This window comes from Salmonella sp. GDC200615 (assembly GCF_050574145.1).
GTDB classification, from domain to species: domain Bacteria; phylum Pseudomonadota; class Gammaproteobacteria; order Enterobacterales; family Enterobacteriaceae; genus Salmonella; species Salmonella enterica.
Map to the genome: position 1 here is coordinate 2,596,109 of NZ_CP192247.1, position 23,561 is coordinate 2,619,669.

Annotated in this window: 24 protein-coding genes and 1 pseudogene; 1 reads left to right on the forward strand and 24 read right to left on the reverse strand. The window is 53.7% G+C overall.

What is annotated here, in order from left to right:
- Positions 1-10 precede the first annotated feature (10 nt).
- The 8 genes and pseudogenes from ACQ29O_RS12535 to ACQ29O_RS12570 all read right to left on the reverse strand — a co-directional run bounded on the left by ACQ29O_RS12535 (position 11) and on the right by ACQ29O_RS12570 (position 8,580).
- Positions 11-580, reverse strand: a complete 570-nt coding sequence (locus tag ACQ29O_RS12535) for a tail fiber assembly protein (protein WP_000143173.1) — start codon at positions 578-580, stop codon at positions 11-13.
- Positions 580-2,778, reverse strand: a complete 2,199-nt coding sequence (locus ACQ29O_RS12540; protein ID WP_045161356.1) for a prophage tail fiber N-terminal domain-containing protein — start codon at positions 2,776-2,778, stop codon at positions 580-582. The genes ACQ29O_RS12535 and ACQ29O_RS12540 overlap by 1 nt, the downstream gene beginning before the upstream one ends.
- 53 nt (positions 2,779-2,831) lie before the next feature.
- On the reverse strand, positions 2,832-3,074 hold the full coding sequence (locus tag ACQ29O_RS12545) for a hypothetical protein (RefSeq protein ID WP_253336263.1): 243 nt from the start codon (positions 3,072-3,074) through the stop codon (positions 2,832-2,834).
- A gap of 38 nt (positions 3,075-3,112) precedes the next feature.
- Complete coding sequence (locus tag ACQ29O_RS12550; RefSeq protein ID WP_072100756.1) at positions 3,113-3,976, reverse strand: phage tail tip fiber protein; 864 nt, start codon at positions 3,974-3,976, stop codon at positions 3,113-3,115.
- Between the two features lie 39 nt (positions 3,977-4,015).
- Positions 4,016-6,464 (reverse strand): annotated as a pseudogene (locus tag ACQ29O_RS12555) (host specificity protein J).
- Positions 6,465-6,535: 71 nt separating this feature from the next.
- The gene (locus tag ACQ29O_RS12560; RefSeq protein WP_001576012.1) at positions 6,536-7,240 is read right to left on the reverse strand and encodes a tail assembly protein; all 705 of its coding nucleotides are present in this window, start codon (positions 7,238-7,240) and stop codon (positions 6,536-6,538) included.
- A complete protein-coding gene (locus tag ACQ29O_RS12565; protein ID WP_000606352.1) occupies positions 7,144-7,875 on the reverse strand; it encodes a C40 family peptidase in 732 nt (243 codons plus the stop codon). The genes ACQ29O_RS12560 and ACQ29O_RS12565 overlap by 97 nt, the downstream gene beginning before the upstream one ends.
- A gap of 9 nt (positions 7,876-7,884) precedes the next feature.
- Positions 7,885-8,580, reverse strand: a complete 696-nt coding sequence (locus tag ACQ29O_RS12570; protein ID WP_001152416.1) for a phage minor tail protein L — start codon at positions 8,578-8,580, stop codon at positions 7,885-7,887.
- Positions 8,581-8,669: 89 nt separating this feature from the next.
- Between ACQ29O_RS12570 and sodC1 the strand changes: the two genes are divergently transcribed.
- Positions 8,670-9,203, forward strand: a complete 534-nt coding sequence (gene sodC1, locus ACQ29O_RS12575; protein ID WP_000877926.1) for a superoxide dismutase [Cu-Zn] SodC1 — start codon at positions 8,670-8,672, stop codon at positions 9,201-9,203.
- A gap of 116 nt (positions 9,204-9,319) precedes the next feature.
- On the opposite strand, the gene ACQ29O_RS12580 is transcribed toward sodC1, so the two are convergent.
- The 16 genes from ACQ29O_RS12580 to ACQ29O_RS12655 all read right to left on the reverse strand — a co-directional run bounded on the left by ACQ29O_RS12580 (position 9,320) and on the right by ACQ29O_RS12655 (position 23,561).
- A complete protein-coding gene (locus tag ACQ29O_RS12580) occupies positions 9,320-9,817 on the reverse strand; it encodes an Ail/Lom family outer membrane beta-barrel protein (protein ID WP_000725267.1) in 498 nt (165 codons plus the stop codon).
- A 98-nt stretch (positions 9,818-9,915) separates the two neighbouring features.
- The gene (locus ACQ29O_RS12585; RefSeq protein WP_000978295.1) at positions 9,916-10,248 is read right to left on the reverse strand and encodes a phage tail protein; all 333 of its coding nucleotides are present in this window, start codon (positions 10,246-10,248) and stop codon (positions 9,916-9,918) included.
- Positions 10,245-13,232, reverse strand: coding sequence for a phage tail tape measure protein (locus ACQ29O_RS12590; RefSeq protein ID WP_077904894.1), 2,988 nt, complete (start codon positions 13,230-13,232; stop codon positions 10,245-10,247). The genes ACQ29O_RS12585 and ACQ29O_RS12590 overlap by 4 nt, the downstream gene beginning before the upstream one ends.
- 79 nt (positions 13,233-13,311) lie before the next feature.
- Positions 13,312-13,641, reverse strand: coding sequence for a phage tail assembly protein T (locus ACQ29O_RS12595; protein WP_010989009.1), 330 nt, complete (start codon positions 13,639-13,641; stop codon positions 13,312-13,314).
- Entirely contained in the window at positions 13,638-14,036 is a 399-nt protein-coding gene (gene gpG, locus ACQ29O_RS12600) for a phage tail assembly chaperone G (protein ID WP_000478857.1), read from the reverse strand. Before gpG ends, ACQ29O_RS12595 begins: the two co-directional genes overlap by 4 nt.
- Positions 14,037-14,081: 45 nt before the next feature.
- Positions 14,082-14,831 (reverse strand): phage tail protein, encoded by a 750-nt coding sequence (locus ACQ29O_RS12605; protein ID WP_253336262.1) that lies wholly within the window; start codon positions 14,829-14,831, stop codon positions 14,082-14,084.
- A gap of 11 nt (positions 14,832-14,842) precedes the next feature.
- A complete protein-coding gene (locus ACQ29O_RS12610) occupies positions 14,843-15,244 on the reverse strand; it encodes a phage minor tail U family protein (protein ID WP_020937015.1) in 402 nt (133 codons plus the stop codon).
- Positions 15,241-15,807, reverse strand: a complete 567-nt coding sequence (locus ACQ29O_RS12615) for a phage tail protein (RefSeq protein ID WP_000453192.1) — start codon at positions 15,805-15,807, stop codon at positions 15,241-15,243. The genes ACQ29O_RS12610 and ACQ29O_RS12615 overlap by 4 nt, the downstream gene beginning before the upstream one ends.
- The gene (locus tag ACQ29O_RS12620) at positions 15,788-16,087 is read right to left on the reverse strand and encodes an ATP-binding protein (RefSeq protein ID WP_000774239.1); all 300 of its coding nucleotides are present in this window, start codon (positions 16,085-16,087) and stop codon (positions 15,788-15,790) included. The genes ACQ29O_RS12615 and ACQ29O_RS12620 overlap by 20 nt, the downstream gene beginning before the upstream one ends.
- Complete coding sequence (locus ACQ29O_RS12625) at positions 16,080-16,403, reverse strand: DUF2190 family protein (RefSeq protein ID WP_001107908.1); 324 nt, start codon at positions 16,401-16,403, stop codon at positions 16,080-16,082. Before ACQ29O_RS12625 ends, ACQ29O_RS12620 begins: the two co-directional genes overlap by 8 nt.
- A gap of 90 nt (positions 16,404-16,493) precedes the next feature.
- Positions 16,494-18,575 (reverse strand): ClpP-like prohead protease/major capsid protein fusion protein, encoded by a 2,082-nt coding sequence (locus tag ACQ29O_RS12630; RefSeq protein ID WP_010989008.1) that lies wholly within the window; start codon positions 18,573-18,575, stop codon positions 16,494-16,496.
- Positions 18,499-20,046, reverse strand: coding sequence for a phage portal protein (locus ACQ29O_RS12635; protein ID WP_001009212.1), 1,548 nt, complete (start codon positions 20,044-20,046; stop codon positions 18,499-18,501). The genes ACQ29O_RS12630 and ACQ29O_RS12635 overlap by 77 nt, the downstream gene beginning before the upstream one ends.
- Entirely contained in the window at positions 20,043-20,249 is a 207-nt protein-coding gene (locus tag ACQ29O_RS12640) for a hypothetical protein (RefSeq protein ID WP_000196190.1), read from the reverse strand. The genes ACQ29O_RS12635 and ACQ29O_RS12640 overlap by 4 nt, the downstream gene beginning before the upstream one ends.
- Complete coding sequence (locus ACQ29O_RS12645; protein WP_000989241.1) at positions 20,246-22,384, reverse strand: phage terminase large subunit family protein; 2,139 nt, start codon at positions 22,382-22,384, stop codon at positions 20,246-20,248. Before ACQ29O_RS12645 ends, ACQ29O_RS12640 begins: the two co-directional genes overlap by 4 nt.
- On the reverse strand, positions 22,341-22,874 hold the full coding sequence (locus tag ACQ29O_RS12650; RefSeq protein WP_000371784.1) for a DUF1441 family protein: 534 nt from the start codon (positions 22,872-22,874) through the stop codon (positions 22,341-22,343). The genes ACQ29O_RS12645 and ACQ29O_RS12650 overlap by 44 nt, the downstream gene beginning before the upstream one ends.
- A 207-nt stretch (positions 22,875-23,081) precedes the next feature.
- Positions 23,082-23,561 (reverse strand): lysis protein, encoded by a 480-nt coding sequence (locus tag ACQ29O_RS12655; protein WP_001541990.1) that lies wholly within the window; start codon positions 23,559-23,561, stop codon positions 23,082-23,084.

Below are 23,561 nucleotides of genomic sequence, written 5' to 3' on the forward strand. Positions count from 1 at the left end.
ATTTTTATAACTAAGATGGTTTCTCCGGCCAGTCAGGATTTAAGGTATCCACCCGGTTTACCAGCACCCTGTATTTTTTCCATTCGTCGAGCTGCGCTTTCTCATCATCTGTTGCGAGTCCAAGATCAACCGCATCCTGAAGCGGCGCGATTTTTTCAGATGCCATTTGCAGGAGCCTGCTTTTGGTTTCTTCCGCCTGACGAAGCTGCGCTGCTTTTTCAGCCGCTTCATCCTTCACCCACGCCTTACCATCCCATTTCTGGTATTCACCGTCTGGTGAAACTGATGTGACGTTTTCGGGCAACGGGCCGAGTTCGGAGATATAAACCTGATTGCCGGTTGTTGTGTCGTAAACCGTCTCGCCGCGGTGATCCTCCTGCAGACTCCATGTTTGGGTTTCAGCGTCAAATACAGCAATATGACTGGAGGGAATATCAGGAGGGGCGATATCAGTACAGTTTGCCGGTAATCCAGTGTGCGGCGGGATATATGCATCACCTGCGCCAATAAATTCGTTTGTATCTGAACGAAGATTAAAAATTTTAATTGTCTGCGCCTGTTCGCTCATTTTAAAAGTCATTATGCCAGCCTCACTATGTAGTTAAATGCAATATTTTTAACCGTGGTTTCCGCATTACCGTCTGCGTCCACAATAACGACGTGTCCGTGTGGACCGATATACATGGTGTGCTCATGTCCTCCGATATAAACTGTATGTGCATGGTCGCCAGCGGCCTGTGTCCATGCACCACCTCCAGGCTGAAATGAGGTGTGATTGGAATCTCCCCAGTATGAATTGATATAACCGCCGAACTGGTGAGTATGATTGCCCGTGGTATTGGTCGATTTCGTGCCGTAATCAAAGGATGAGGTAGATTTTGTCCCTAAGTCAGTATCCTGCGCCCGCGCGGTGTGCGAGTGCGATTTATTGCCGTCCATTTCTTGCGACAATACGGCACGTCCACTGATGGGCTTACCCTTTATTGTCCAGCCTCTCATGTCAGGGATAACGCCGGACGGATACGCTATAGCCAGTAACGGGTAAGCAGATTTATCGAAGGACTGCCCCTGCATCAGAGCGTAACCTGCCGGAGTAGCATCAGATGGCCATGCAATCGCCGCCCCTACTGGATGCGAATCCGGAGGTGGGTTTAGTGTGGTGTAAAGCATTGCCCATTCGGACCACTCAGCATCGGCGGTATCTCGATGGCTGCGAATATATGCGGGCGCTGGCGCACCATTTGTCCCGCTCCAGCCAATGAGGATTTCCCCATCACCGGTTCCGGTCAGACGTAAAATATTTCCGTATTGCGTCGGATAGCCATTGTTGTAAACCTCGCCCATTATCAGGCCGCTATCGCTGCCTCTTGTCGTACCAGTCAGTGCCGGAAGCGCGCCGCGTGATGCCAGTCTGTTCGCTGCAACAGCCGTACCTGATGCAGGGAGCGCTCCGATATTTTGTACAAACAGCGGCTTTTCCGGAATATCGCCACCGTTCTGTGATTTTAGTAATGCATCGGCGGCGTGATTTATGGTTTCCCGTAAACCAACGTATTCGATAAGACCGTCAACGCTTTTTCCTGACAGCGCCGTCAGTGTATCGTCCAGCGGCTGCTTGCCCGCCAGTTTATTCAGTACAGTGGTGGCAAAGTTCGGATCGTTACCCAGCGCGTCAGCCAGTTCTTTCAGCGTTTCCGGCGCAGAACCAACCAACTGTGCTACTTTCGCAGCCACAAACGCTGCCGTGGCAATTTCAATACCTGCAGCTGTGGTTTCCGGAGTTGGTGCTGTTGGCGTACCAGTCAGTGCCGGACTGTCCAGCGGGGCTTTAGCCTGCACCTCACCCATAACGGTTTTTACCGCCTTTGGCGTGGCTGCCAGCGCTTCGCTGTCACTGTCCGTGGCGCTGCTTAACTTAACGATACCTTTTTTCGTCAGGCTGGCATCTTCCAGGGAAATCACGTCCGCGATATCTTCTGCCCGTTTTGCGGCATCTTCTGCTCTGGTGGCTGCTGCTCCGGCAGCAGTACTGCTTTGCGCCGCCAGTGATGCGCTGGTATCAGATGCGGCGGCGTGAGTGGATGCCTCCGATTCTGATGACGAGGAGGCTGTTGCGCTGGCCGCTGCTGTACTTGCTGACGTTGCTGCATTTGTCTCAGATGTTTTCGCTGCGGCTGCCGATGCGGCTGCCGCCGCTCTGGCTGTGTCAGCCGACGCCGCGCTGGCTGATGCCTTCCCGGCTTTTGTAGTCGCCGTACCTGCGCTGCTCTCCGCAGATGCTGCGGATGAGGCTGCCTGTGTGGCTGATGCTTCTGCCGCTCCGGCTGCATTCACTGCTGCCGTGGCGCTTTCCGATGCCTGACCTGCTGATGTCTGCGCCTGTTCAGATGCCTGCCCTGCGGCGGTGGCATTCCGCGATGCCTCCGATGCCTGGCGGGCAACTTCTTCCACCATCGCCTCAAAACGCCGCAGCGCCTCCGGGCGGACGTCGTCTTCCGTCATGGCCCCCAGAAAATCATTCAGGGTGCCCGGCTTTGAATCATCGTAAACCGTAATAACTCCGGCATGTGACGGGGGATACCCGTCCACCAGGAGCGTGACAGTGTACTGCCCCTGCTCCACATCCATGCTGTAGCGCCCGGCGTCATCCGGATTTTCTGATGCCACCGTATTCACGACCACCGTCGTACTGGTCCGGCAGGCCTTCAGCTGAATGGTGCAGTTCTGTACCGGCGTTCCCGTACCATCTTTCAGTACGCCGGAAATAAGTACTGGCATATTGCCTCCATAAAAAAGCCCGCCCGCAGCCAGGCTTCAGATTCATTCACATCTCAGCACTGATTATCCGGGTCACGTAAATATGCCGGCAGAGAACACTGGACGCTCCGCGTGATTTTTTTTCCCTTTGCCTCGCGGTGCTGTTTCTGCCCACGGTCGGTGCCGGTATAAATCCGGGTCTGGTTTTCAATATTGCTGTTGCCGCTTCCTCTTCCGTTATCGGCAACGGCAGAAGTGGAAAATAAAACGGACAGGGAAAGCCCTGCCGCCAGAGAAATTACGCGCGACATAGTCATATTTGTTCCTCATTAAACGAAAGGGACCGGAAATCCGGTCAGTTTGTGAAGTTGCTCCCCGACCGGGAAACCATCACCAGCGGCCAGACGGAAGCAGACGTGGTGTACTGCCCACGGACCCTCAGAGAGACGCTGATATCCACGACAGGTGAAGTGGTGTAGACCGAAAAGACGACGGTCTGATACATGGCCGGAATCCCTGCGGTATACGGCATAACCTCCGCCGTTTTCACCTGGCCGTTAATATTTATCGTGACGGTGATGGCACCGGTGCCACCGTTACGCTCACAGTTAGCCATCACCGTGATGGTTTTCCCTATCTGATAGGTGGCGCTGTCGGTATACCGTGTTGAGGTGCTGCGTTCGTCGTTCGTCGCCCTGATGCTCACGCCCTGCATGACTTTTGAGCCGCAGATATCACCGACAAACTCTCTTGCTTCTATCACGCCAGAAAACTTACCGGAGGTGGCATTGATTTCTCCCGTAAACGAGCCAGATACAGCGTTGATATGGCCGCTGATATCCGCATTTTTCGCAGTCAGCTTTCCATCCGGCGTCAGGGAAAATGCCGGAGGATTCCCGCCACTGGTAATGGTCGGCGCGCTCAGGTATTTCAGGAACGCCTCATTCATGATTATCTGGTCGCCCTGCATGACGAATCCGGGCGTCTCGTTTCCGTTTGCCGGGTTAATATAAGCAATGCGATCCGCCGCCACCAGGAACTGGCTTATCTTCCCGTCAGGCGTGTCTTCCATGCTCAGTCCAAGTCCGGCCACATAATATTTGCCGTCTTTGGTCTGCTCTATTTTGACGCCCCACGTGGCGCTCCATTTATCGTTAGCGTCCTGCCACTCCTTCGAAAATTGTTGCAGTTTGCTGGCGTTATCCTCCGTCAGGTCAATTTTTTTTCAGCAACTCCGTACCAAGATACGTCTCCGTAATCAGTCCCTTAAAAAAATCCAGATACCCTTTCGCGTCATCCCCCGGACGTCCGGATGCTTCCGCAAATACTGATTTTCCAGCCAGATTTACACTGCGCACGTAAAACCAAGCATCATGCAGTGGTTTCAGTCCATCCTTTATCCAGAATGACCCGACGCCCAGATACTGTGCTTTTGACTGAATATCGGCGGCAGTCGCCAGTTGCGTGGCGGAGTACCAGAACTCATACTGCACACTGGCATCGTAGACAGTCTGGTGCGGCGTCACCGTTATCTGAAAATAACCCGGCGTCATCTCAATCGTGGATGGCGCTTCCGGTGCCTGAATACTGAATGCCACGGACGCCGGTTCACCCTGCTGCCCGTAACCGTTTATTGCCCTGACTGTCAGCGTGTAGTCACCCAGTGGCAATTCGTGGAAGGCGTACTCCGTTTCGCTGGTCGTCGCCGTTGTCACCAGACGAACCGGATCGCCCTCGTTCCCACTGCCTGTGGTCAGCCTCACCACAAAACGCACATCTTTTACCACCCGCGGCGTGCCCCACTTCGCTTTGGCCTGATACAGGGTACTGTCGTTATCCGTGCTGACTGTCAGATGCTGCACAGCGGGCGGAATAATGCTGTTGGTGGTCCCCGGTAACGGGTCAAAGTGCGCCCCGTTGTCCACGATGGACTCTTTTTCCGGAACGTGCTGCAAGGCAGTGATGGCGTATGTGCCGTCGTCATTCTCCTTAATACGCACGCAACGGAAAAGGCGGCGCTTCAGGGAGGGCAGTTTCAGCCCCCAGATACTGTATGGCTGCACGGTTTCCGGCAGGACTTTCGTTACCACCCGATCCGGTGCGGGCTGCGACTGAATCTCCGTACTGAACGGCTTACCGTCAGGCCCGACAATATTCAGCGTGGTGGCGCCGCTTTCCGGTAGTGTTATTTCCCGGTCAAGCGTCAGCGTGCGGGTGGAAATATCCAGGTCAGTGATACGCCCACCGACCGACGCCCCGGCGTAATCGTTGTCGCAGACCTCAATAATATCGCCCGGTGTATGACGCAGACCTTCCGCACCGACAGAAAAATCCACGGTCTGCGTTTCCAGCAGCTCCGTCATCATCACCCACAACCCCGTCCGGTGCGCCTGTCCACGTGAGGTACAGCCGAACGCGTCCATTTTCAGCAGATTGCGTCCATAACGGGCCTGTGAGGCATGGTCTTCCACCAGCTCCGTGGAGGTTTGCCAGCCATTCAGCGGATCGGTGTATCTCACTTCTATCGCGTTATGGCGGTCTTTCAGGGCACTGAAGCTGTATTTAAAGCGCCCGCCCACCACGTTACCGTTGGTGTAGGTCCATGCTTTATCGGAGGGGCGGTCCTGGATGAAGGTCATTTTGCGGCCATTCCATACCGGCATACAACGCATCACCGAGCAGAAATCCGCCAGAACGTCATACGCCTTACGCTGGGTGGTAATATACGCATTAAGCGTCATGCGGGGTTCCGTGCCGCCAAATCCGTCCGGCACCGGTTGATCGCAGTACTGCGCGATGGCGTACAGCGCCCATTTATCCACATCCGCCCCCCCGATACGCCTGCCCAGCCCGTAACGGGGGTGGGTCAGTTTATCCATCGTGCACCACGCCGGGTTATTCGTGTACGCCGGTTTAAACGCCCCGTCCCACAGGCCGGTATATGTGCGGGTATCCGGGTCATAGTTTGAGAGGACCTGAAAAATACGTCCGCGCAGGTGGTAGTTACGCGTGACCTGCTGGCTGCCGAACTGTTCCGCATCCACCAGCAGACCGGCAACCGCTGTGCCAGGATAACCCTGCCGGATATCGATGATTTCCGTATACGACGACCACAGCGTTTTGTTCTGAAGCCTGTCGGTGGTGCTGTCCGGTGTCACCCTGACCATGCGGACACTGAACGGGCGCGGCGGTAAATTATCAGCCACTACCGATGCCAGATATTGTGTTGTGATCTTGCCGTTAATAGTGATATCAAATTCTGTGTTCCAGATCCCGCTACGCTGAAACTGTATCAGCAGATTCACAGAGGACGGGTTACGGTCCCCCTTGTCCATGGTCTCCTGCAGCATCTGTACACCAAAGGTGAAGCGTAGCCGGTCGACACTCTCTGAGACAACAGTACGGGTAACGGGATTATCGTGTTTCACTTCCACACCCAGCACCGTTTCCGCGCCGGAAGCCTCAAAACCTTCCAGCGGTGCCTGTGGTGTCTCCCCCACCTGATATACCACGGTCACGCCGTGAATATTACTGTTACCGTCCGCGTCCACCACCGGCGTGTTATTAATCAGCACGCTCTGCAGACCGTTCACCGGGCCGACTATCGGTCCCTCACTGAGGGCATCAATCACGCTCAGTTGTTGTGTGGACTTCAGATCGTCCTTCGCCTCACGTGGTGTATGCCCCTTCCCTCCACCTTTGCTCATTCTCCTGGCTCCATAAATAACAAAACCGCCGTAATGGCGGTCATGTGTATCAGCTCATGTTGTCATGATTATCACTGCCGGATGACGACAGACGGTCTGGTAATCCCGCCGTCCTGCCGCGACGTGGTGTTTGCCTGTAACGGGGAGCCGATCACCACAACTTTTCCCGACGTGCTCTCATCCCGGGTACTCATCATCTGCGATATCACCCGTGACCCGATTTTCATTTCACCGTACAACACCGGCACCGGGTTCCCCTGGGCCACCATATTTTCCAGGGAAGAAAAGTACGTGTTCTGTTTCCCGTTATCTGTCTGACCCACCGTCGGTGTTTTGGGTACAGGTGTCAGCATCTGCGCCACACCACCCAGCGCCATACTGGTTCCTGCGGAAAACAATACTGCCGCCGCTACAGCATTCAGACCGGGAATAAATGACGCGCCAATCAGCGCTGCCCCGGCTACCACCTGCCAGATACCGTTTTTCGCTCCCGCCATACGCGGTACAATATGAACCACTGCCCCCGGCGGTAACGATTCGTTCAGTCTGGCAGTAAGGGTATCCGGCGCCATATCGCTCCCGGCAATCCGGACCTGATACCAGCCCTCATTCATTCGCTGCCGGAATCCGGGGAGTTGTATCGCCAGCGCATGTATGCCTTCCGCCGCTGTCTTTATGCTTAGGCTGATGCGCTTTCCAAATCGTTGTAAATCCCCGTAAAGGCAGATTCGCACCATTGCCGGTGCCGCCATATTGAGTGTGTCCGTCGTTGCCATTTGTCGTTATACCCCTCTCGTTTACTCAACTGCTCCGGAATATGGTGCAACAGTTCACCGTTGCCGCAGTAAATCGCCGCATGATTGGGCGTCGGTGAACCAAAACAGCAAATCAGCACGTCGCCGGGCTGCGCATCCTCCGGATTCACCCGGTAAAATCCCGCCGCCTCCAGGTGATCCAGATAGAGGCTTTTACCCTGACTCCACCAGTCATCTTCCCTATCGAAATCCGGCATATCAATCCGGGCCAGATGGTAGGCATCACGAAACAGCGTGTAGCAGTCCGTCACGCCATGCTCAAACTGCCGCCCGGTCAGGTGTGGCACGCAGCGGAATTTATGTATCCTGTTATCACAGACCAGCCACCAGTCCAGCCCGCTTTGTATCTGGAGGGTACGATCCGCACTGCTGAGACAGGGCTTACCGTCAGGATGGCTGTGTACCAGCGCCACGATGTCGCCGCGGTTCCGGGCATTCAGGTAATCCTCCGGGGATATACGAAAATACATCGTGGGTTCAGCAGACAGATTTTCACACGGAAAATACCGCTCTCCCTGTGCTGTTCTGACTACATAACCGCACGATTCCGCAGGCGCACACTGTCGGGCATGTGCCAGAATGTCATCGTTAATCATGGGAACCTGTTAAGACAGTTTGTTGATGGAAGCGAAAAATCCGGCATTCACCAGATTGTTACGCATTTCACAGCCTTTCATGCAGTGGCTGCATTTATCCTTTTTCGGGTCTGAGGTGGGCTTATCGAACTCATCGGCCACGGGCGGGCCGTCGTATCCGCAGTTTTCATCCCGGTAATCCCACGGACAGGAGTCCGCCAGCATGGTACGCCCCGGCACCACAGAACCGTCGGTTTCTGCCGGTGATGCCAGAATAATGGTAGCAGTTGATGAATCCAGTTCTGACAACTGCTCCACGTTATAGCGCGCTACCGCCTCCTGCTCCGGGTCAGCGCCCGGATTGCCGTTACTGAAATTCACCGCATCAAGAAACTTGCTGTAAACCTGATGCCTTACCACTGACGCGCCGACGAGACTTTGCAAATCCTCCGCCATCCCCGTGACCAGACCAAAGAGATTGGCAACAACGAGGTTCGGGCGGGGAGATGCGCCTTTCCCGTTCATCTCAAAATCCTGTACCTGTATCGGGTACGGTTCGTACTGCCTCCCCTGCCAGGTTAACGGCTCGCCTTTTTCGTTCGGTTCGTTACAGAAGAAAAAGCGCTCACCGCCAATCGCGGTTAAATCAAATTCCCACAAATCCACCTTCGCGGACTGCTCCGCTTTGGTGGTCTCGCTCAAGGTTTCCTGTGGTATATCCTGCATATATGAGAGATCCTTTATTATTTATCTTGCAAAAATATACCTGCTTTTATTAATGGTATTTACGATACAACCAAAAAACGAGGTAACTAATGAAATACACAATATTGTCGCTGGTAGCTGGTGCGCTCATCAGTTGTTCAGCAATGGCAGAGAATACCCTGACTGTAAAGATGAACGATGCCCTGTCCAGCGGAACAGGAGAAAACATAGGTGAAATCACAGTTTCAGAGACACCTTACGGTCTGCTTTTCACTCCTCACCTAAATGGTCTTACGCCAGGAATTCACGGCTTCCATGTCCACACAAACCCAAGTTGTATGCCGGGAATGAAAGACGGTAAAGAGGTTCCGGCGCTCATGGCCGGAGGACATCTTGACCCCGAAAAAACCGGGAAACATCTTGGCCCATATAATGACAAAGGGCATTTGGGGGATCTGCCTGGACTGGTTGTCAATGCAGATGGTACAGCCACGTATCCGTTACTGGCACCACGCCTTAAATCACTGTCAGAACTGAAAGGTCACTCATTGATGATCCATAAAGGCGGTGACAATTACTCCGATAAACCTGCTCCACTGGGTGGTGGCGGTGCACGTTTTGCCTGTGGTGTCATTGAGAAATAACAGCAACATAGCCATATCGTCATAATTTCGTTTTACCCATAAAAAAGCCCTCTCACTGGAGGGCATTAAATCTGTATCGATGTTAAAGGTCAGAAGCTGTAACCTACGCCAAGCACCTAGGTTCCAGCTTTGACGTCACTGTCAGCATCAGTGGAAAAACTTGTATGCTCATAAGACGCATTAACGGCAATATTTTCAACCGGGTTAAGCTGAATACCTGCCCCATAAGCAAAGGCGGTTTTATTGTCAGAATTTCCCCAGTTATCCTTAATATGTCCGTTTGCTGCACCAATCATCACGTAAGCATTCAGATAGTCGTTAAAACGGTATGAAGGACCAACAAGAAGGGAGGTATAATCAGCATCACCTACCTTATACCCATAGTTATTAACATCAGCCGAGGTGTATGTAACTGAACCCATCGCCCCGAATCCACTGTCCAGATCTTCCCAGTTATATTTGATGTTGGCACCGTTCGCATTACCGGAAAGCCAGCCGCTTAAATCTGTGTAGGCATATCCAATTGAAACGGTATTTTTATACCCTGCTGCGTTAGCCACGCCGATGCTACCTAACGCCAGACCAACTAAAACCGCCACGACAATCTTTTTCATAACATTTCCTTTTTTTGATTATTGACTGTGCGGGCTCAGTGAAACAGCAGCAGGTTAGAAAGTTCAATCATATTTATCGATCGTTTCGATCAAAAATACTAAGAAATAACCTGCTCAAATGTCGCGGTGAATGTTGTTTTCAGCAATCCCGCTTTCACACTCCATTTCCGGCAGACAACCTTAATCTGCCGGTATCCGTAAGGCGGAGTCCACAAAAACGCCTTCACACCGTTATGCTGTGACAAAAAGCCCTCCAGTGCCGGACCATCCTCCCGGTCAACGCGGATAGTCACACTGTATTTTTTCAGGTCATTATTGATCCCGGATGCACGCCGCTGCTCGTAGCCATCACCGAACCTCACCACCGACACCTGTGGTTCCGAATCCACCCCCATGTCCGGGTCAACTTTCCAGTGAAAGGTTTTCATCATCGATATGCCCCGCTCAGCCTGCCGCCGTCACGCCCCTGCTGCTGCACGAAATCAGCCGCCGCCTTTTTACCCAGATCATAAACCGCCTTCAGCGCCTGCGGCGTCAGTTCCGGCCCCGTGTTGCTGATTGCAATATGATACTGCGGTGCAAACATCGCCATCCCTCCGGAACCTGCTGCCACAACCCCCAGCTTACCGTCAGTACCGCGACGAAGCGGCAGTATAGCCTCCGGACCGGCCTCTCCCATTACTGCCGCCCCTCTGGCAAATGCAAAGAACGTCGGTCTGTTAACAATACTGCCGCTGTACTGACTGAGTCCTGCTGAGCGGTACACGCCGCCGTCCGCATTTGGAATGACCGACAGCGCCGCTGAACTGTATGCCCCGGATGGTGTACTTCCGCCTGCTGATGCGCCAAAGCCGAACATACCCAGTACTGAACCCAACAGTTTAGAAGCCGCAATACGTGCCTCCATTTTTGCCAGGTCAGCCAGGATGGAGACCGTCAGGCTCCGGAAACTGCCCTTTCCGGTCACGGAAAAATTCGCGATACTGTCCGCCATGCCGTTAAATGCGTTTGTGAAAACGTTCTCCGTCATGCCTGCCACGTTGCCCCCCTGCGCCAGAAAGTTATCCAGCGCCCGCGACGCGCCCTGCGTCCAGTCTCCCTGCGCAGCATCCACTTTCGCGTTATAATCCGCCCACTCAGCCAGTCGGCGATCGAGACTGGCCTGAAGTTCCTGCTCCGCCTGACGGTATTCGTCAGAACCGTATGTCCCTTTTGCCTTGCTGTCGCGCTTAAGCTGCTCCAGTTGTTCCTGGTAGTGCTGTTGAATTTTCAGATGCTCTTCGTACCGGCCACGTTGCTGATCGCCCATACCCATTGTGGCCAGCGCCAGTGCGTGCTGCTGCCTGACGCGGGATTCTTCGTCAGCGAGCTGGCTGGTTAATGTGAGCGTCTTTTTCTTCAGTTCATTAAAGGCATTCTGGTGTTGCAAATCCTGTTGTGAGATATCCAGCTTCTGTAGCGCAAGCGCTATTTCATCCTTATGTGCCAGTACGCTTTGTTCATCCGCCGTCAGTTTTTTACCGGACAAATCAGCGATGCGCTGCTGAAATGACAAAAGCTGCTTATGCGCTTCCGTCATTTTTTCGGTCGTGGAAAGCTTCGCGGCGGCAATCAGCCCTTCAGTCTGCGCCTGTTGCTGGCTGTACTGCAAAAGCAGTCGCCCGGCCTCGTCGTTGTGGTAAGCCTTTGGCTTTTCCTTCTGCCGTGCCATTGCTTTTTTATGGCGTTCGTTTTCACGCTCCAGCGCGGCATTGCGTACCGCTGCATCGGCATACTGCATGGCGGTAATGCGCGCCACCTCCCGTTGATGCCGCAGGGATTCAGTTTCATTATCCCGGTTCAGCGCGGCGTTCTGCTCGTTCCGGCGCTTCTGAGTCTTCTGATAATTACGCTCTGCCTGCGCCTTCGCATCCAGCAGGTCCTTCTGGCGTTTCTGTTCCTGAAGTTCGTTCAGTTGCTGCTGATCATATTCAGTCTGGGAGGAAGACACTGTCCATGGCGTTTTTCTGGCGCGCGCGATTTTTTCCTGCAGTGTCGCGATTTTTTCATCGAGCGTATCTTCCCGCCCGATATCCAGCATCCGATCCCACGCCCACTTCGCCGCATCACCCACGGCATTCCATGCCTTCTCGATCCAGCCCAGATTATCATGTACGTCACCCGCCCGTTTATTCATCTCTTCCGAATACGCGGACATGGCAATTTTCGCAGCATCAGCCGTTCTTCCCTGTTCACCGAGCACCCTGATTTGTTCAAGCTGGGTGGCAGTCAGAAAATGCAGTGCCCTGTCCAGTTCTTTCGCCGCGTTCACCGGATCATCCTGCAGCCATTTAAACTGGCGGATGGTTTCATCTACTGACTGCCCCACGTTTTCCTGCATTCTGGCCGCGGTACGGGATACCATTGCCACTGCCTGCCCGGTAAACGCTCCGCTACCGACCACCTGGGTCAGTACTCCTGCCGCGTCGTGCTGCGTGACGCCATTTCCGGCGAGCGACTTCGCCATTTCATTAAGCTTGCCTGTGGTTTTTCCGGCGTAACTTCCGGTCAGAATAAGCTGTTTATTGAACTCCTCACTTTCTTTCGCCCCCTCATAGTACGCCTTACCCAGTCCGTAAACCGCCGCAGCCACACCGCCAACCAGCCCGCCGAGCATCATGCCCTTCGGCGACATCAGTTGCTCAATCCACCCGGCCCGGTTGGCCAGCGTGATACCGGAACCGCGAAGGGCGCCCAAATTTCCCCGTGCCAGTTCACCAATCAGTACGCCTATCTCGCGGCGCGCCATTGCTGATTTCAGTCCCAGTGCATGAGTGGATTTTGTTGCGGTATCCAGTTTGCGGATATAGACATCGGCGGCACTGCTAACCCCCAGTTCAGCCGCCTTCACCCGCAGCAACTCAGTACGGGAGAGGCCCTGTACCGCCGTCTGCTCTTTCAGTCGACGTATAAACTGTGCTTTTTTCTGCGTGGCCAGCGCCTCCGCATCGGTAAGTTCGCGTGTCTTTGCAGCAGCTTCAGACACCAGCGCCAGATAATCGCCCTGTGAAATATCTCCGCGTCCTTTCGCCTGTCGTACCTGCGCCTGGATACGCTGTAACTCCTGCAGACCACCGCTTAACTGTTTTACACTGTCAATCTGACGGTAAAATGCCGCTGCGGCTGCATCCTGAGCCTGTGCAACCACCGCTGCCTGCGCAGCTTCCGCCCTTAACTTCTGATTCAGGTCGACAGCCCTTTCTCTGGCCTCGTTCGCCTCACGCGCCAGTTGTGCCATAGCGTCACTCTGTGTGCGTGTGGCAACCTGTGATTGCGCCATAGCGGCACTGATACTTTTTGCCGATGCCGCCACACTTCTGGCGCTGGACTCCATACATCGCTTGATGCGTTTTTCAACGAGATCACTGCTGTCCACCAGCTTCCCCAGCCCGTTACTGGCAGTCTGAAGACCGGCGGCAACTTTAGCTGTATCAACATCCATGTTGATGACGATATCACCGACTTTCTGGCTCAAATCTCACTCCTCCCGGAATACCGACTGCCACTTCAAGCAGATCCTGCTCCGTCATGCTCTGTACCGCTCCGGGTAATGTCAGCAAACTGAAGTCCGCTGCATCGATTTCTTTCCCCGTCACCAGCATGAACACCTGCGCTTTCAGCGTGGAAAACTCCGCATCCAGCAGGGCATCACTGAAACTGTTTTCCCGAAAGAAATCAGCCCACTCACTAAGTTCAGTTGAACTCATTTCGTCCAGCATCCGGCGCCAGTCAGGCCGCCGGAACTCCCGGGCCAGTTGCCGGACAAAATGAAGCTCATTATTCAGGACTTTTCCGGCGTCATGTCCTCTGATTCATTACCTGAATCACTGGCGTTATCTTTCTTATCCGCAGACAGCCCGCTGAGCATCAGAACACTTTCTGCGCCTGCGTCCAGCGCCTCATACGACCACTTCGCCTGTACTGACTGATAAAGCGTGTCTGCATCCTGAGAAGAATCACCATTCAGAAGCGAGCGGGATACCAGCCAGGCATTAATTTCCAGTGCCATTTGCATATAAGCCACGCGCTTATCCGCTTCCGTCGCACCATCTATATCCGTGTCATATTTCGCAGTACGTTTCTGGATGAACTCCAGGTACTCAATACGTTGCAGGCCGGATAACTCGAACAATGCCACCGACGCATCCCCCCGGGTAAACGTCTCTTTCTTTAAAAACATGATTTATTCCTGAAAAAAATGCCCCAAAACAGGACGAGAGGTGGGTTATGCCTGAACAGTAATATCCGCAATAGCGGTAAAATTACCGTCTGTTGTCATGCCAATAATTTTCACTGTACCTACCTTAACACCTTTTACAGTGGCAATATTTTCCGCCTGCGTGACGGTGGCTGTAGTCGGATCTGACGTTGCGATACGCAGTGATTTATCTGTCACGTTATCCGGTTTCACCGTGAACGTAACCGCTGTTGTGGCGCCGACCTTCACGGTGGCATTTGTCGGTTCCACTGTCAGTCCGGTAACACTAACCACTTCCGGTGCATCCTCTTCAGCCATGTACGGACGGCCCACACTGGTAATTTTTACTGTACGGGCGATCTCATCCTTACTCTGCACCGTTTTCCCCAGCGAGCTCACCCAGCCTCTGAACACATCAACAGTGCCGTTCGGATACTTGATCCGGAGTCCGCGCTTCTGCTCGGTCGTGAGCAGTTGAATAAGCTTTTTCTGTACGTCCTCACCTGGCTTCCACGCCAGCGTCACAGAAGTATCCCCGGCAGACTTCTGTCCCTGTGTGGTACTTTTCCAGTCAGCGTTCTCGTCATCAAGATAGTTATTATCTTCTGCATCTGCCGTCAGTTCTCCCGGCTGCAGGTCTTTTACGCTTGCCAGCCTCAGCCAGTTATTATCACTTAGCGGGCTGGCGAACGGATCACCCTCGCTGTTGTACATCCAGAATGTGGTATTTGCGCCTTTTACCGGCGCAAGTGGATTAGGAATTGTCGTGTCTGTCATTCTCTTTTCCTCTACATGGAATAGGTGATGTCGTAACTCAGATCGGCTGACCCCCACATCGCCATTTCATCGTCTCGCTGATAGTTATACCCCTGCGCCGACATTGTCCGGATGATGTCACCCAGTCCCGCCACGCTCCCCAGTGCCGGATACACCCTGTTCTCCATCTGTTCATCCAGGGCGCTGTCCGGTGCAGTGGCTTTCAGAAATACTTCCACATGTAGCACCGCGCTCCAGATATCACCGTCCACCTCAGTACCGGTATACTGAGCATCACTCAGGTACACCGCCACCGCAGGTAACTCATCCTCCTCCACCACGACCGGACGACCGTCAAAAAACGTGGTGGAGCCATCATCGGTCTTTTTTAATGCGGCAATCATGGCCTGCCGTACTGCACTGTGTCGGGTCATTTTTTAGTGAATCTCCTCAGTTCATAACTGATTTCATGCTTCAGCTCTTTGGGCATCTCCGTTTTCATCTGTAAAACAACCTGCGTGTTGAACGCATGGCGCAATGCATCAGCAACCGGGATTTTCACCACATTAAGTGGGTATCTTCCGGCACCGGAACGCTCAAATACCTGCCACCATCCGTTCGGAGCCTGCGCAATAAACCCCCGGTCAAAACGGTATTTTCCTATACGTAGTGGCTTACCTTTTCTCCCCCTCATCGGGGTTGATGGTGGCGAACTCAGTAACCTGATGGCAGTCAGCGGATCACAGTTCACATAAATGTTGGCAAAAGGCTTGTCCGCTCTGGCCAGCCTGACTCTGGCGCGACGTCTTACCGTTCTGACGGGAATACCCTGCCGTCGGTTGTCTCCGGCCACCACCAAAGCAGCAGCACTGCGAACTGACACGCTGACCACCCGTTTTGCCACCCGGTTAATGGCCCGAATTTTTGCCCGGGTCACATATCCACGATCAATTTCTTTAAGTACTGAAATGGCCTCTTTAAGCCCCTTTACCTCCATTGTTCTCCTCCAGAGTCAGTTGTGGCTTACCGTTAAAACGCCGGATACGGGTCACGGTAAACTCACTGCCCCGCAGTACCACCCTGTCTCCCCGGCGCGGGATAACGTTGCCTGAAAACACCACTACGTTTTTTCCGTTTCCTTCAACAGGCCCCAGTTCAGCCAGAAAATCAGACTCCACCACTATGCAGTCAGTCCCGTTGATGTTGACCTTCATGCCGAAGCGTTCTGCGATAAGTGCATCCATGCGCCTTTTCATCCCGTCAAAAAGGTCAGCCATTAATTTTTACCGGAACGGTTTCATCACCGTTTGCCGCTGGCGCCCATACCACCCCGACATATGGCAGGCTGCCGGTTGCATCCGTCTGAACCACGTTATCCTTCAGATACACTTTTTTCCCGACGGCAATATCCTCTGTTGTCAGTTTTGGTATGCTGAATACCCCTTCTGCGATGCCGGTTCCGGCGCTCCCGGCGGCAATATCGGTAACAGCCACAGCGAACATATCGCCGACCTGTACCAGATCTCCGCTCTTTAGTGACGTGGTCGCCACAATTTCAATCGTTTTGCCGTCTTCCACGTAATTCTTAGCCACGGTTATTCTCCTTTCCGGCACGCCGTGCCGGATTTCAGGTATAAAAAAAGCCCGTCAGGGCCGTATCGCTTAATGTCTGCTTTTAGTGGGTTATACGGTGCATTTCACCATGCCGCGATAATCCACCGGCGCAACGCCCGCATCAATACGAACTTTCGTGGTTACGCCATCCACCGTGAATCCTTCCTGCTGGTCGATATACGGCTCATCCACGCCGTTAAGGTAAGCCACCTCAACGGTATCGCTGCCTTTTGCTGCAGTAAGATAGAAAGTGGACTGACTGGCGTCATCAAGACGAGGCTCCGCGATCACCGTGGCGAAATCTTTCACCGGGTTAATGATCCCGGCGTTAATATCCGCCCCCTTGACACTGACAGATTTAATCACCTGATTTGAAACAGACTCCATCGCCGTCGGCACCAGTACAAATGCCGGACGGATATTGAGGTGGCGATCGCCCTCTTTCTGCATCCGCATTAGCTGGCGCGCTTTATCCAGGGACGCCACATCCATAACGGCTTTTTCAAGGACGTTTGCGTGTTTCGTCTTGTCAAACAGCGCCACATTATCACTGGACAGTTTCTGGTTACTGATGAGAACGTCATAAACCAGATCGGCAATGGTGGCTTTTGCCGCACGTCCCAGCTTCATCGGGACATCCGTCAGCATATTCATATCATCATTGATGATGGCCTGGCGGGTAATGCTGAACAGCTCCCCATAGGTAGCGAGCGCAATGGTCGCCTGTTTATCCCCTGTGGTGACGTATTTGTATTCCGCTCCTTCACGAACCTGACGCAGTGAACTGAATCCCCCCATACCCACACGGTGCGCAATCCTGAAATCAGACAACTGTCCTTTTTTGGTCCAGGCATCGAAGGTTTCCGGCGCTTCCTGCCAGCCCTGCAGAATGGACTTGTTTGCAACATCCAGCAGAATGTTACCGAAATCGGAGGTGCTGTGCGTAAATGCCATGCCGATCATCTGCATGGGATTCATGCTGGACACGCCTGTACCCCTCGCCACCAGCGAAATTCGCGCCAGTTCACGCAGGGTCATACAGTTGTACGGGTTATCCTTCTGCGCTTCTTCATAGCCTGCGCGGGCCATCACGGCAGCGCGAACGGCGTCGCCGGTAATATTACCGTTTCCGGTATACATCCCGGCATGAAACTCTGCGCGATTCTGCGGACCGTTCAGCTGGTTAGTCGGCGTAATACCTTTCGCCATCTCGGCCAACAGTCTGTCCTTCGCCATTTCCAGAGAGCAATCCACATCAGCAATGCACTTTGCCATCAGCGAGGCATAACGATCGCCGGAAAGTGAAAACACATTCTGAATGCCGGTGATACGGTTACGCTGTTCTTCCTGCAGGCGTGCGCGAATGGCATTTTCATCTACAGTCACCAGCGACTGAGCCTGCGACTGAATCTGTGACTCAGGGGCTTTTGCCTGTGGCTGCGGTTGCGCGCCTGCATTGCCCTGCGGGGCGATAATCATACCTTTAATGCTCTGTGGCATATGCTCAAACTCCTCAACACGTTTTGAATGAATACAGGCCATTGCTTTTACAGGCTGTATCAGTTTGTCGGCAAACCCTTCACTGACGCACTCCGCGCCGCTCATCCAGGTCTCCTTTGCCAGCATGGCAGCAATATCTTCAGGCGTTTTTCCAGTTTTTTCGGTATAGATGGGGATAATGACGCTTTCGATCTTGTCAAGCAGGTCAGCATATTCCCGGATATCCTCCGCCTCACCCCCCGCCACTCCGCGCGGCTTATGAATCATCATCATGGCGTTTTCCGGCATAATGATGGGATTACCTACCATCGCAATAGCGGATGCCATTGAGCAGGCCATTCCATCGATATACACCGTTTTTTGCGCCGGATGATTTTTCAGGAGGTTATAAATGGCTATTCCGTCCAGTACTGCTCCGCCAGGTGAATGAATATGCAGATTTATCCGGTTAATCTGTCCCAGTGCAGCCAGTTCTTCTGCAAACCAGCGAGCCGAAATTCCCCATCCACCAATCTCGTCATAAATGCGGACTTCCGCCGTGTTATTGGCTGCAGCCCTGATGGAATACCAGCTATTACTGCTTCCCTCCCCGCGTCCGTTCCCTGCTGTCATCACCGGCGGCATTTTTATCGCCGCCACTGTTGTCTTCACTTCCGGCATTATCCTGTTCCCCCGGGTCATGTGCCGGATCAGTATCAAATACCAGTCCCAGCTTACGGTTTTCGTCAATTTCCGCCTTACGGCGGCGTTTCACTTCAGCAGGTGCGCCGCCACGGGCACGCACCCAGTCACTCTCTGTTGCCGCCCCGCCGCGTATCAGTATCCTCCAGGCATTCGCCTCTTTCAGCGGATCTATCCACGGCATAACCGGACCGGAATACACGGCATTAAACAGGGTCGCCATGTCCGTGTCCGTCGCCACATCTATCACACCCGCCGTAATCGCCGTCGCCAGCCATCGCCGGTAAACCGGGCGACTGACGGCAGCAATAAAATTATCCTGTAGAATGGCGTATCCCTCCTGAGCCTCCACCAGCTCCTGACGCTGGGCGCTGTAGGTGCCGTCGTAGTTTCTAGCAATAGAAGAAAAACTTCCGCGTACACCTGCGGCAACCGCCCGCAGTTGCCCCATACGGAAAGACTCCAGGTTGGCATTTGGCCTGTCAGATTTGATGGTGCCGATATCCTCTCCCGGCAACAGGTCTTTCAGAATGGTGCCGGGTTCAATATCCAGATCGCGGTCTTTATCCGCATAATCTGGCGCGTCACCATCCTGTACCATTGCGTCACTGCGCCGGATAAACATGGCAAAAGCCGCCGAAATACGCGCGGCCAGCCTTTCACTGTCCTCATACTCCTTCAGATCCAGCAGCCGGATAATAACCGGCGCCAGCAGCGTGACGCCCCGCGCCTGATTCAGGCGACGGGTGAATTTAAGATGCAGCATATTTTCTGCATCGATAAGCTTGGTGGCCACCATAGCGGTGGCAAATCCCGGCCAGGATTTACAGACGATGTAACTTTTTGGCCTTTGCCAGTCGTTAAAATAGATCCCCTGAATCAGATTATTTGTACTGTCCGTCTGTTCCATCGGGACATAATCCGGTTCCATCGCCTCAAGCCATAACGGTACGCCCGCCACCGGCTCAAGCCCCGGCATTTTTCCCGCCACCATCTGGGAGAGCACCTCCCCGTCCCGCAACCATGTGCGTAACAAAAGGCGCTCCAGTACCGGGCGCGTATATTGTCCGGTCACGTCCGGCGACACGGACCACTCTGCCCATCTGGCGCGGATTTGTTCCGCCAGCGCGTTATTCAGCGTTCCGGCCACCGTCAGTGGTTGTGGCTCAACGATGATCCCCTTAGCCCCGATAACGCGCTCTTCCATCTTATCGAGCGCCCCCACCACCAGATCGTGATTGTTATCGAACCAGCGGGCCTGCTCCCGCAGGGACTTTCCGGCAATCTGGTTTAGTTGATTGGCGTTGCGGTTTTCACGCTTAATTTTATGTGTCCGGGTGGGTATTGCAGCCTCGTAAGCTTTTATTACTGCCCGCGATCGGAGTCTTGATACAGCCCATCCCGGCGACATCATGCTGATAGCTTTATCGATAAAATTCATGACAACCTCGCCCGGGTGAAAAGCCGTCGCGGATTATTTAACCGCTGTAACCTGTCTTCAATCTCGCGGCGCCCCTTCCTGATTTCCTCCAGGCTTTCCATTGTCATTGACTGACCGTTAAGCATGATGGACTTGCCTTTCAGTACAGCAAGCTCTGCCTCCAGATAGGCGTTGTACAACTCCTGTAGCCCTGCCCTGGTCATAACCACCCTCCTCCGGAACCACCGCCCCAGGCGGGTAAAATTTTTTTCTTCCTGGCTTTCACGGCTTTCTCTCCTCCTTCGTGTTGTTCCTGCTGGCGAACCTCAACAGGCTGCGTGGTTTTTGCGGCGTCTTTTTCCGGTAAACGAGCCCATCCTGGTGGTTTTTCCCAGTTGATTCGCTCATAGCCACGGAGAATAGCCAGCGCGTGGGCGTAACACATCAGATCGAGCGCCTCGTTATTACCGCGTCCCGGTTTTTTCCACTTTCCGTCTGCGCTGCGCTCTTCATAGGTCAGTTCCTCGTAGAACCACGGCCCCAGCCAGTCAGGAAAATGAATGTAATTCGCCCCCGGCTCCTCACGCTCCAGTGCGGCAGCTACCCTGTCTTTCAGGGCATTGGTCTGTAACAGATACAACGGCACATCCCCCCTGGCTTTTGCCCGACGTTCTGAGCGTTCGGTGTTATCGGGATAGGTTTTGGTGATCAGCTTCTCGCGTCGGGTACTGTCTCCCTTGAACAGATAAACGCGCCCGGCAACGCCTTTTCGCTTACACCTTCGCCAGAACGCGTAGGCATTATCGGTAACACCGTCTTCACCACCTGAGTCCACCGCCATTGCCAGTACCGGCATAAACTGTTCAGGATCTGCCGCCAGCGGATACGTCTTTTCCAGCACATCCGTTTTCAGCAAATCCCAGTCTTCCGGTCTTGCAGCCGGATTGACAGGCTGGCTTTCGCCATCCTCATTCACTCTCAGGGAATAACGGATGTTGTAGCGGTCAATGATCCAGCGTTCACCATATGCGCCATAGCCCACTACCTGGACCACAAAGCGCCGCTTTTTACCGCCCTGTACGTCAACGGTTGCCACAATAAAACGCACCCCGTCAGAAACGGTACGTTTTGATACGTCCTCAGCGCGTGCCATCAGCGCGTCACCGCTGCGTGCCTCCAGCGAGCGACGGGACTGATAGGGTAATCCCCAGTCCGTATTGATGACGGCTTTCAGGGTTTCCTCGCTGCCGGTTCGTTCGTATTCCTCTTCGGCGGTCAGCAGCTTGTAAACCAGTTGCGCCCAGGTCTGATAAGCCGCCGCCGGTCCCTCCATCCAGAAACTGGCGATACGTGAGCGGCGGGCTTCGCCGGTAATATTGCCGTCGCGGTCAATGTGCTGACCTTCCCGCAACCAGACGCCACGATTATTCAGCTCACGCTTCTGCTGTGGTTCAGTCAACTTATGGCAGTGTGGGCACTGAATCCGCGCTGCTTCACTGGCCTCCATAGGGTCGGCAATATGGCGATAGCCGGTCATATTCGCCATTGATGGCTGAAAATATTCGCCACAATGCGGACACGGCCAGTACCAGCGACGACGATCGCCACGGTTGTACAGGGAAAGTATTCCTGTGGTCGGCGGTGCTTCGTGCGGTGATGACGGTTTCCATCTGGTATCGGTAATTTCCCGCCCCGGCGAGCTCTCCACCAGTGTCATACCCAGCGACATAAACGTTGTGGTACGCTTCGACGCCAGCGAGAATGCATCCCCCTCACCATCAACATCTTCGGGGAACCGATCGTAGTCAGTCAGCGCCACACATTTAAAATCCGAAGACGAAAAAACATTGATTGATGGCCAGCCAATTTTCAGAAACGAGCCATCACGAAACGTTTTATCATGCACATTATTATCGTTACGGTGAGGGCTGAGTCTTCTTGCTATCGCCGGACTGTGGCGAAACATCTTTGCCAGACGCCGCTTTGAGTGCTCCTGCGCCTTGTCCTGAGTCATCTGAACCACCAGCATGTCAGACGGATCGCAGACAATATTGTAGGAAATCCAGCCGTCAATCAGCCCCAGCGTCTTACCGGTTCTTGCCGGGGCGACAAATACCACGGCATCGTAGCTGCGTGATGACAGGCAGTTCATGGCTTCCACCACATAGGGGGTCAGGGTGGATTCCCATGCCACAGAATTTCCCGCATCGCGTGGTACGCGCATATATTTTCTGACCGCATCCGATATTTTCATCCTGCGCGGCGGCCTGAACATCGATGAGATATCACATCCGGCAACAACGGCAGAGGCTAAACTATTCCTGCTCTTCCTCTTGCCCTTCGTCACCGTTGTCATCATCATCTCCGTTTATAGCATCCGCGCAGGCCTGGTATGTCATGCTGGCCAGATCTTCCCTGAGTTGATCAATAATTTTTTGCGTCATTTCCAGCGCATCAGGCGGCAATGCCGCATCCCTTTCCAGTAAGTCCGGCAGTATCTCCAGTGTCTTGACGACCGTTTTTGCCATGACAGCATAAACGCTCAGCACCTCGCTGGCCGGGATCAGAGTTCTCATCTCCTTTTCCAGCTCAATACGCGTCATTTCCGACTGAAACCATGCCCGTCGATCTGAGGGTTTCATCTTATTGGGGTCATTCTCCCCGGTAACAGCCGGCATCGTCATCATGGCGGTCAGAATATCCACCAGCCGGTAGATTTTCAGGTTACTACCGTTCCCACCTGAGGTTTTTACGCCCTTCAGCCTGCTGGCGATGGTCTGTCGGTGTGCACCAGTGATGGCCGAAAGCTGTGTGATGTTTAATTCGAGGCTTTTAATTTCCTGATCCACAGTCGTGCTCTTTTCCTGTATACGGTGAAAATGGCGTTCAGTGTCGAACAAAAAACGTACCACCTCGACACTGAAAACAGTAAATGTATTGATTTTTAAGGTTATTTTTCAGTGCTGACAGAGACTAAAAAATCAAAAATCAGCCGATTCCCGCGAGCCCGAAGCCACCCGTGGCGCCCCCTGCCCGGGAGTACCTTTTTAATACAGTCACCATTGGTTACTAGTTTTTCCTGCATTACCGTGGCATTGGGTGCGAATGTACGCCTGCGCCCCTTCCAGTTGCTTTTGCATCGTCTTCACTCGCTCTTTGAGGGCGAAATAATCCCGTTGAGCGGAGTCTGCCAGTCTGGGGCTGGCTGCATTATCCATGCGGGCGGTGGAGGTGGATTTACCTGTCGGCACTGCGGGGCATGTTGCGTTGACGTACAGGCGACGGCGGCCAGCGGCAACATCATCGCGCAAAGCATCATTCTCAGCTTTCGCATCGGCTAATTCCTTCGTGTATTTTTCATCGAGGGCGGCAACGTCACGCTGGCGCTTAGTCATATCGGTAATTGTCGCGTTCGCCAGCGTCAGCCTATGAGTAACGGTATCGCGCTGCTCTTTGTAGGTGATGGCGTTATTTCGGTAGTGATTTGCCAGCCGACCGGCAACAATTAGCGAGACAAGCAACAGGCCAACAAACAT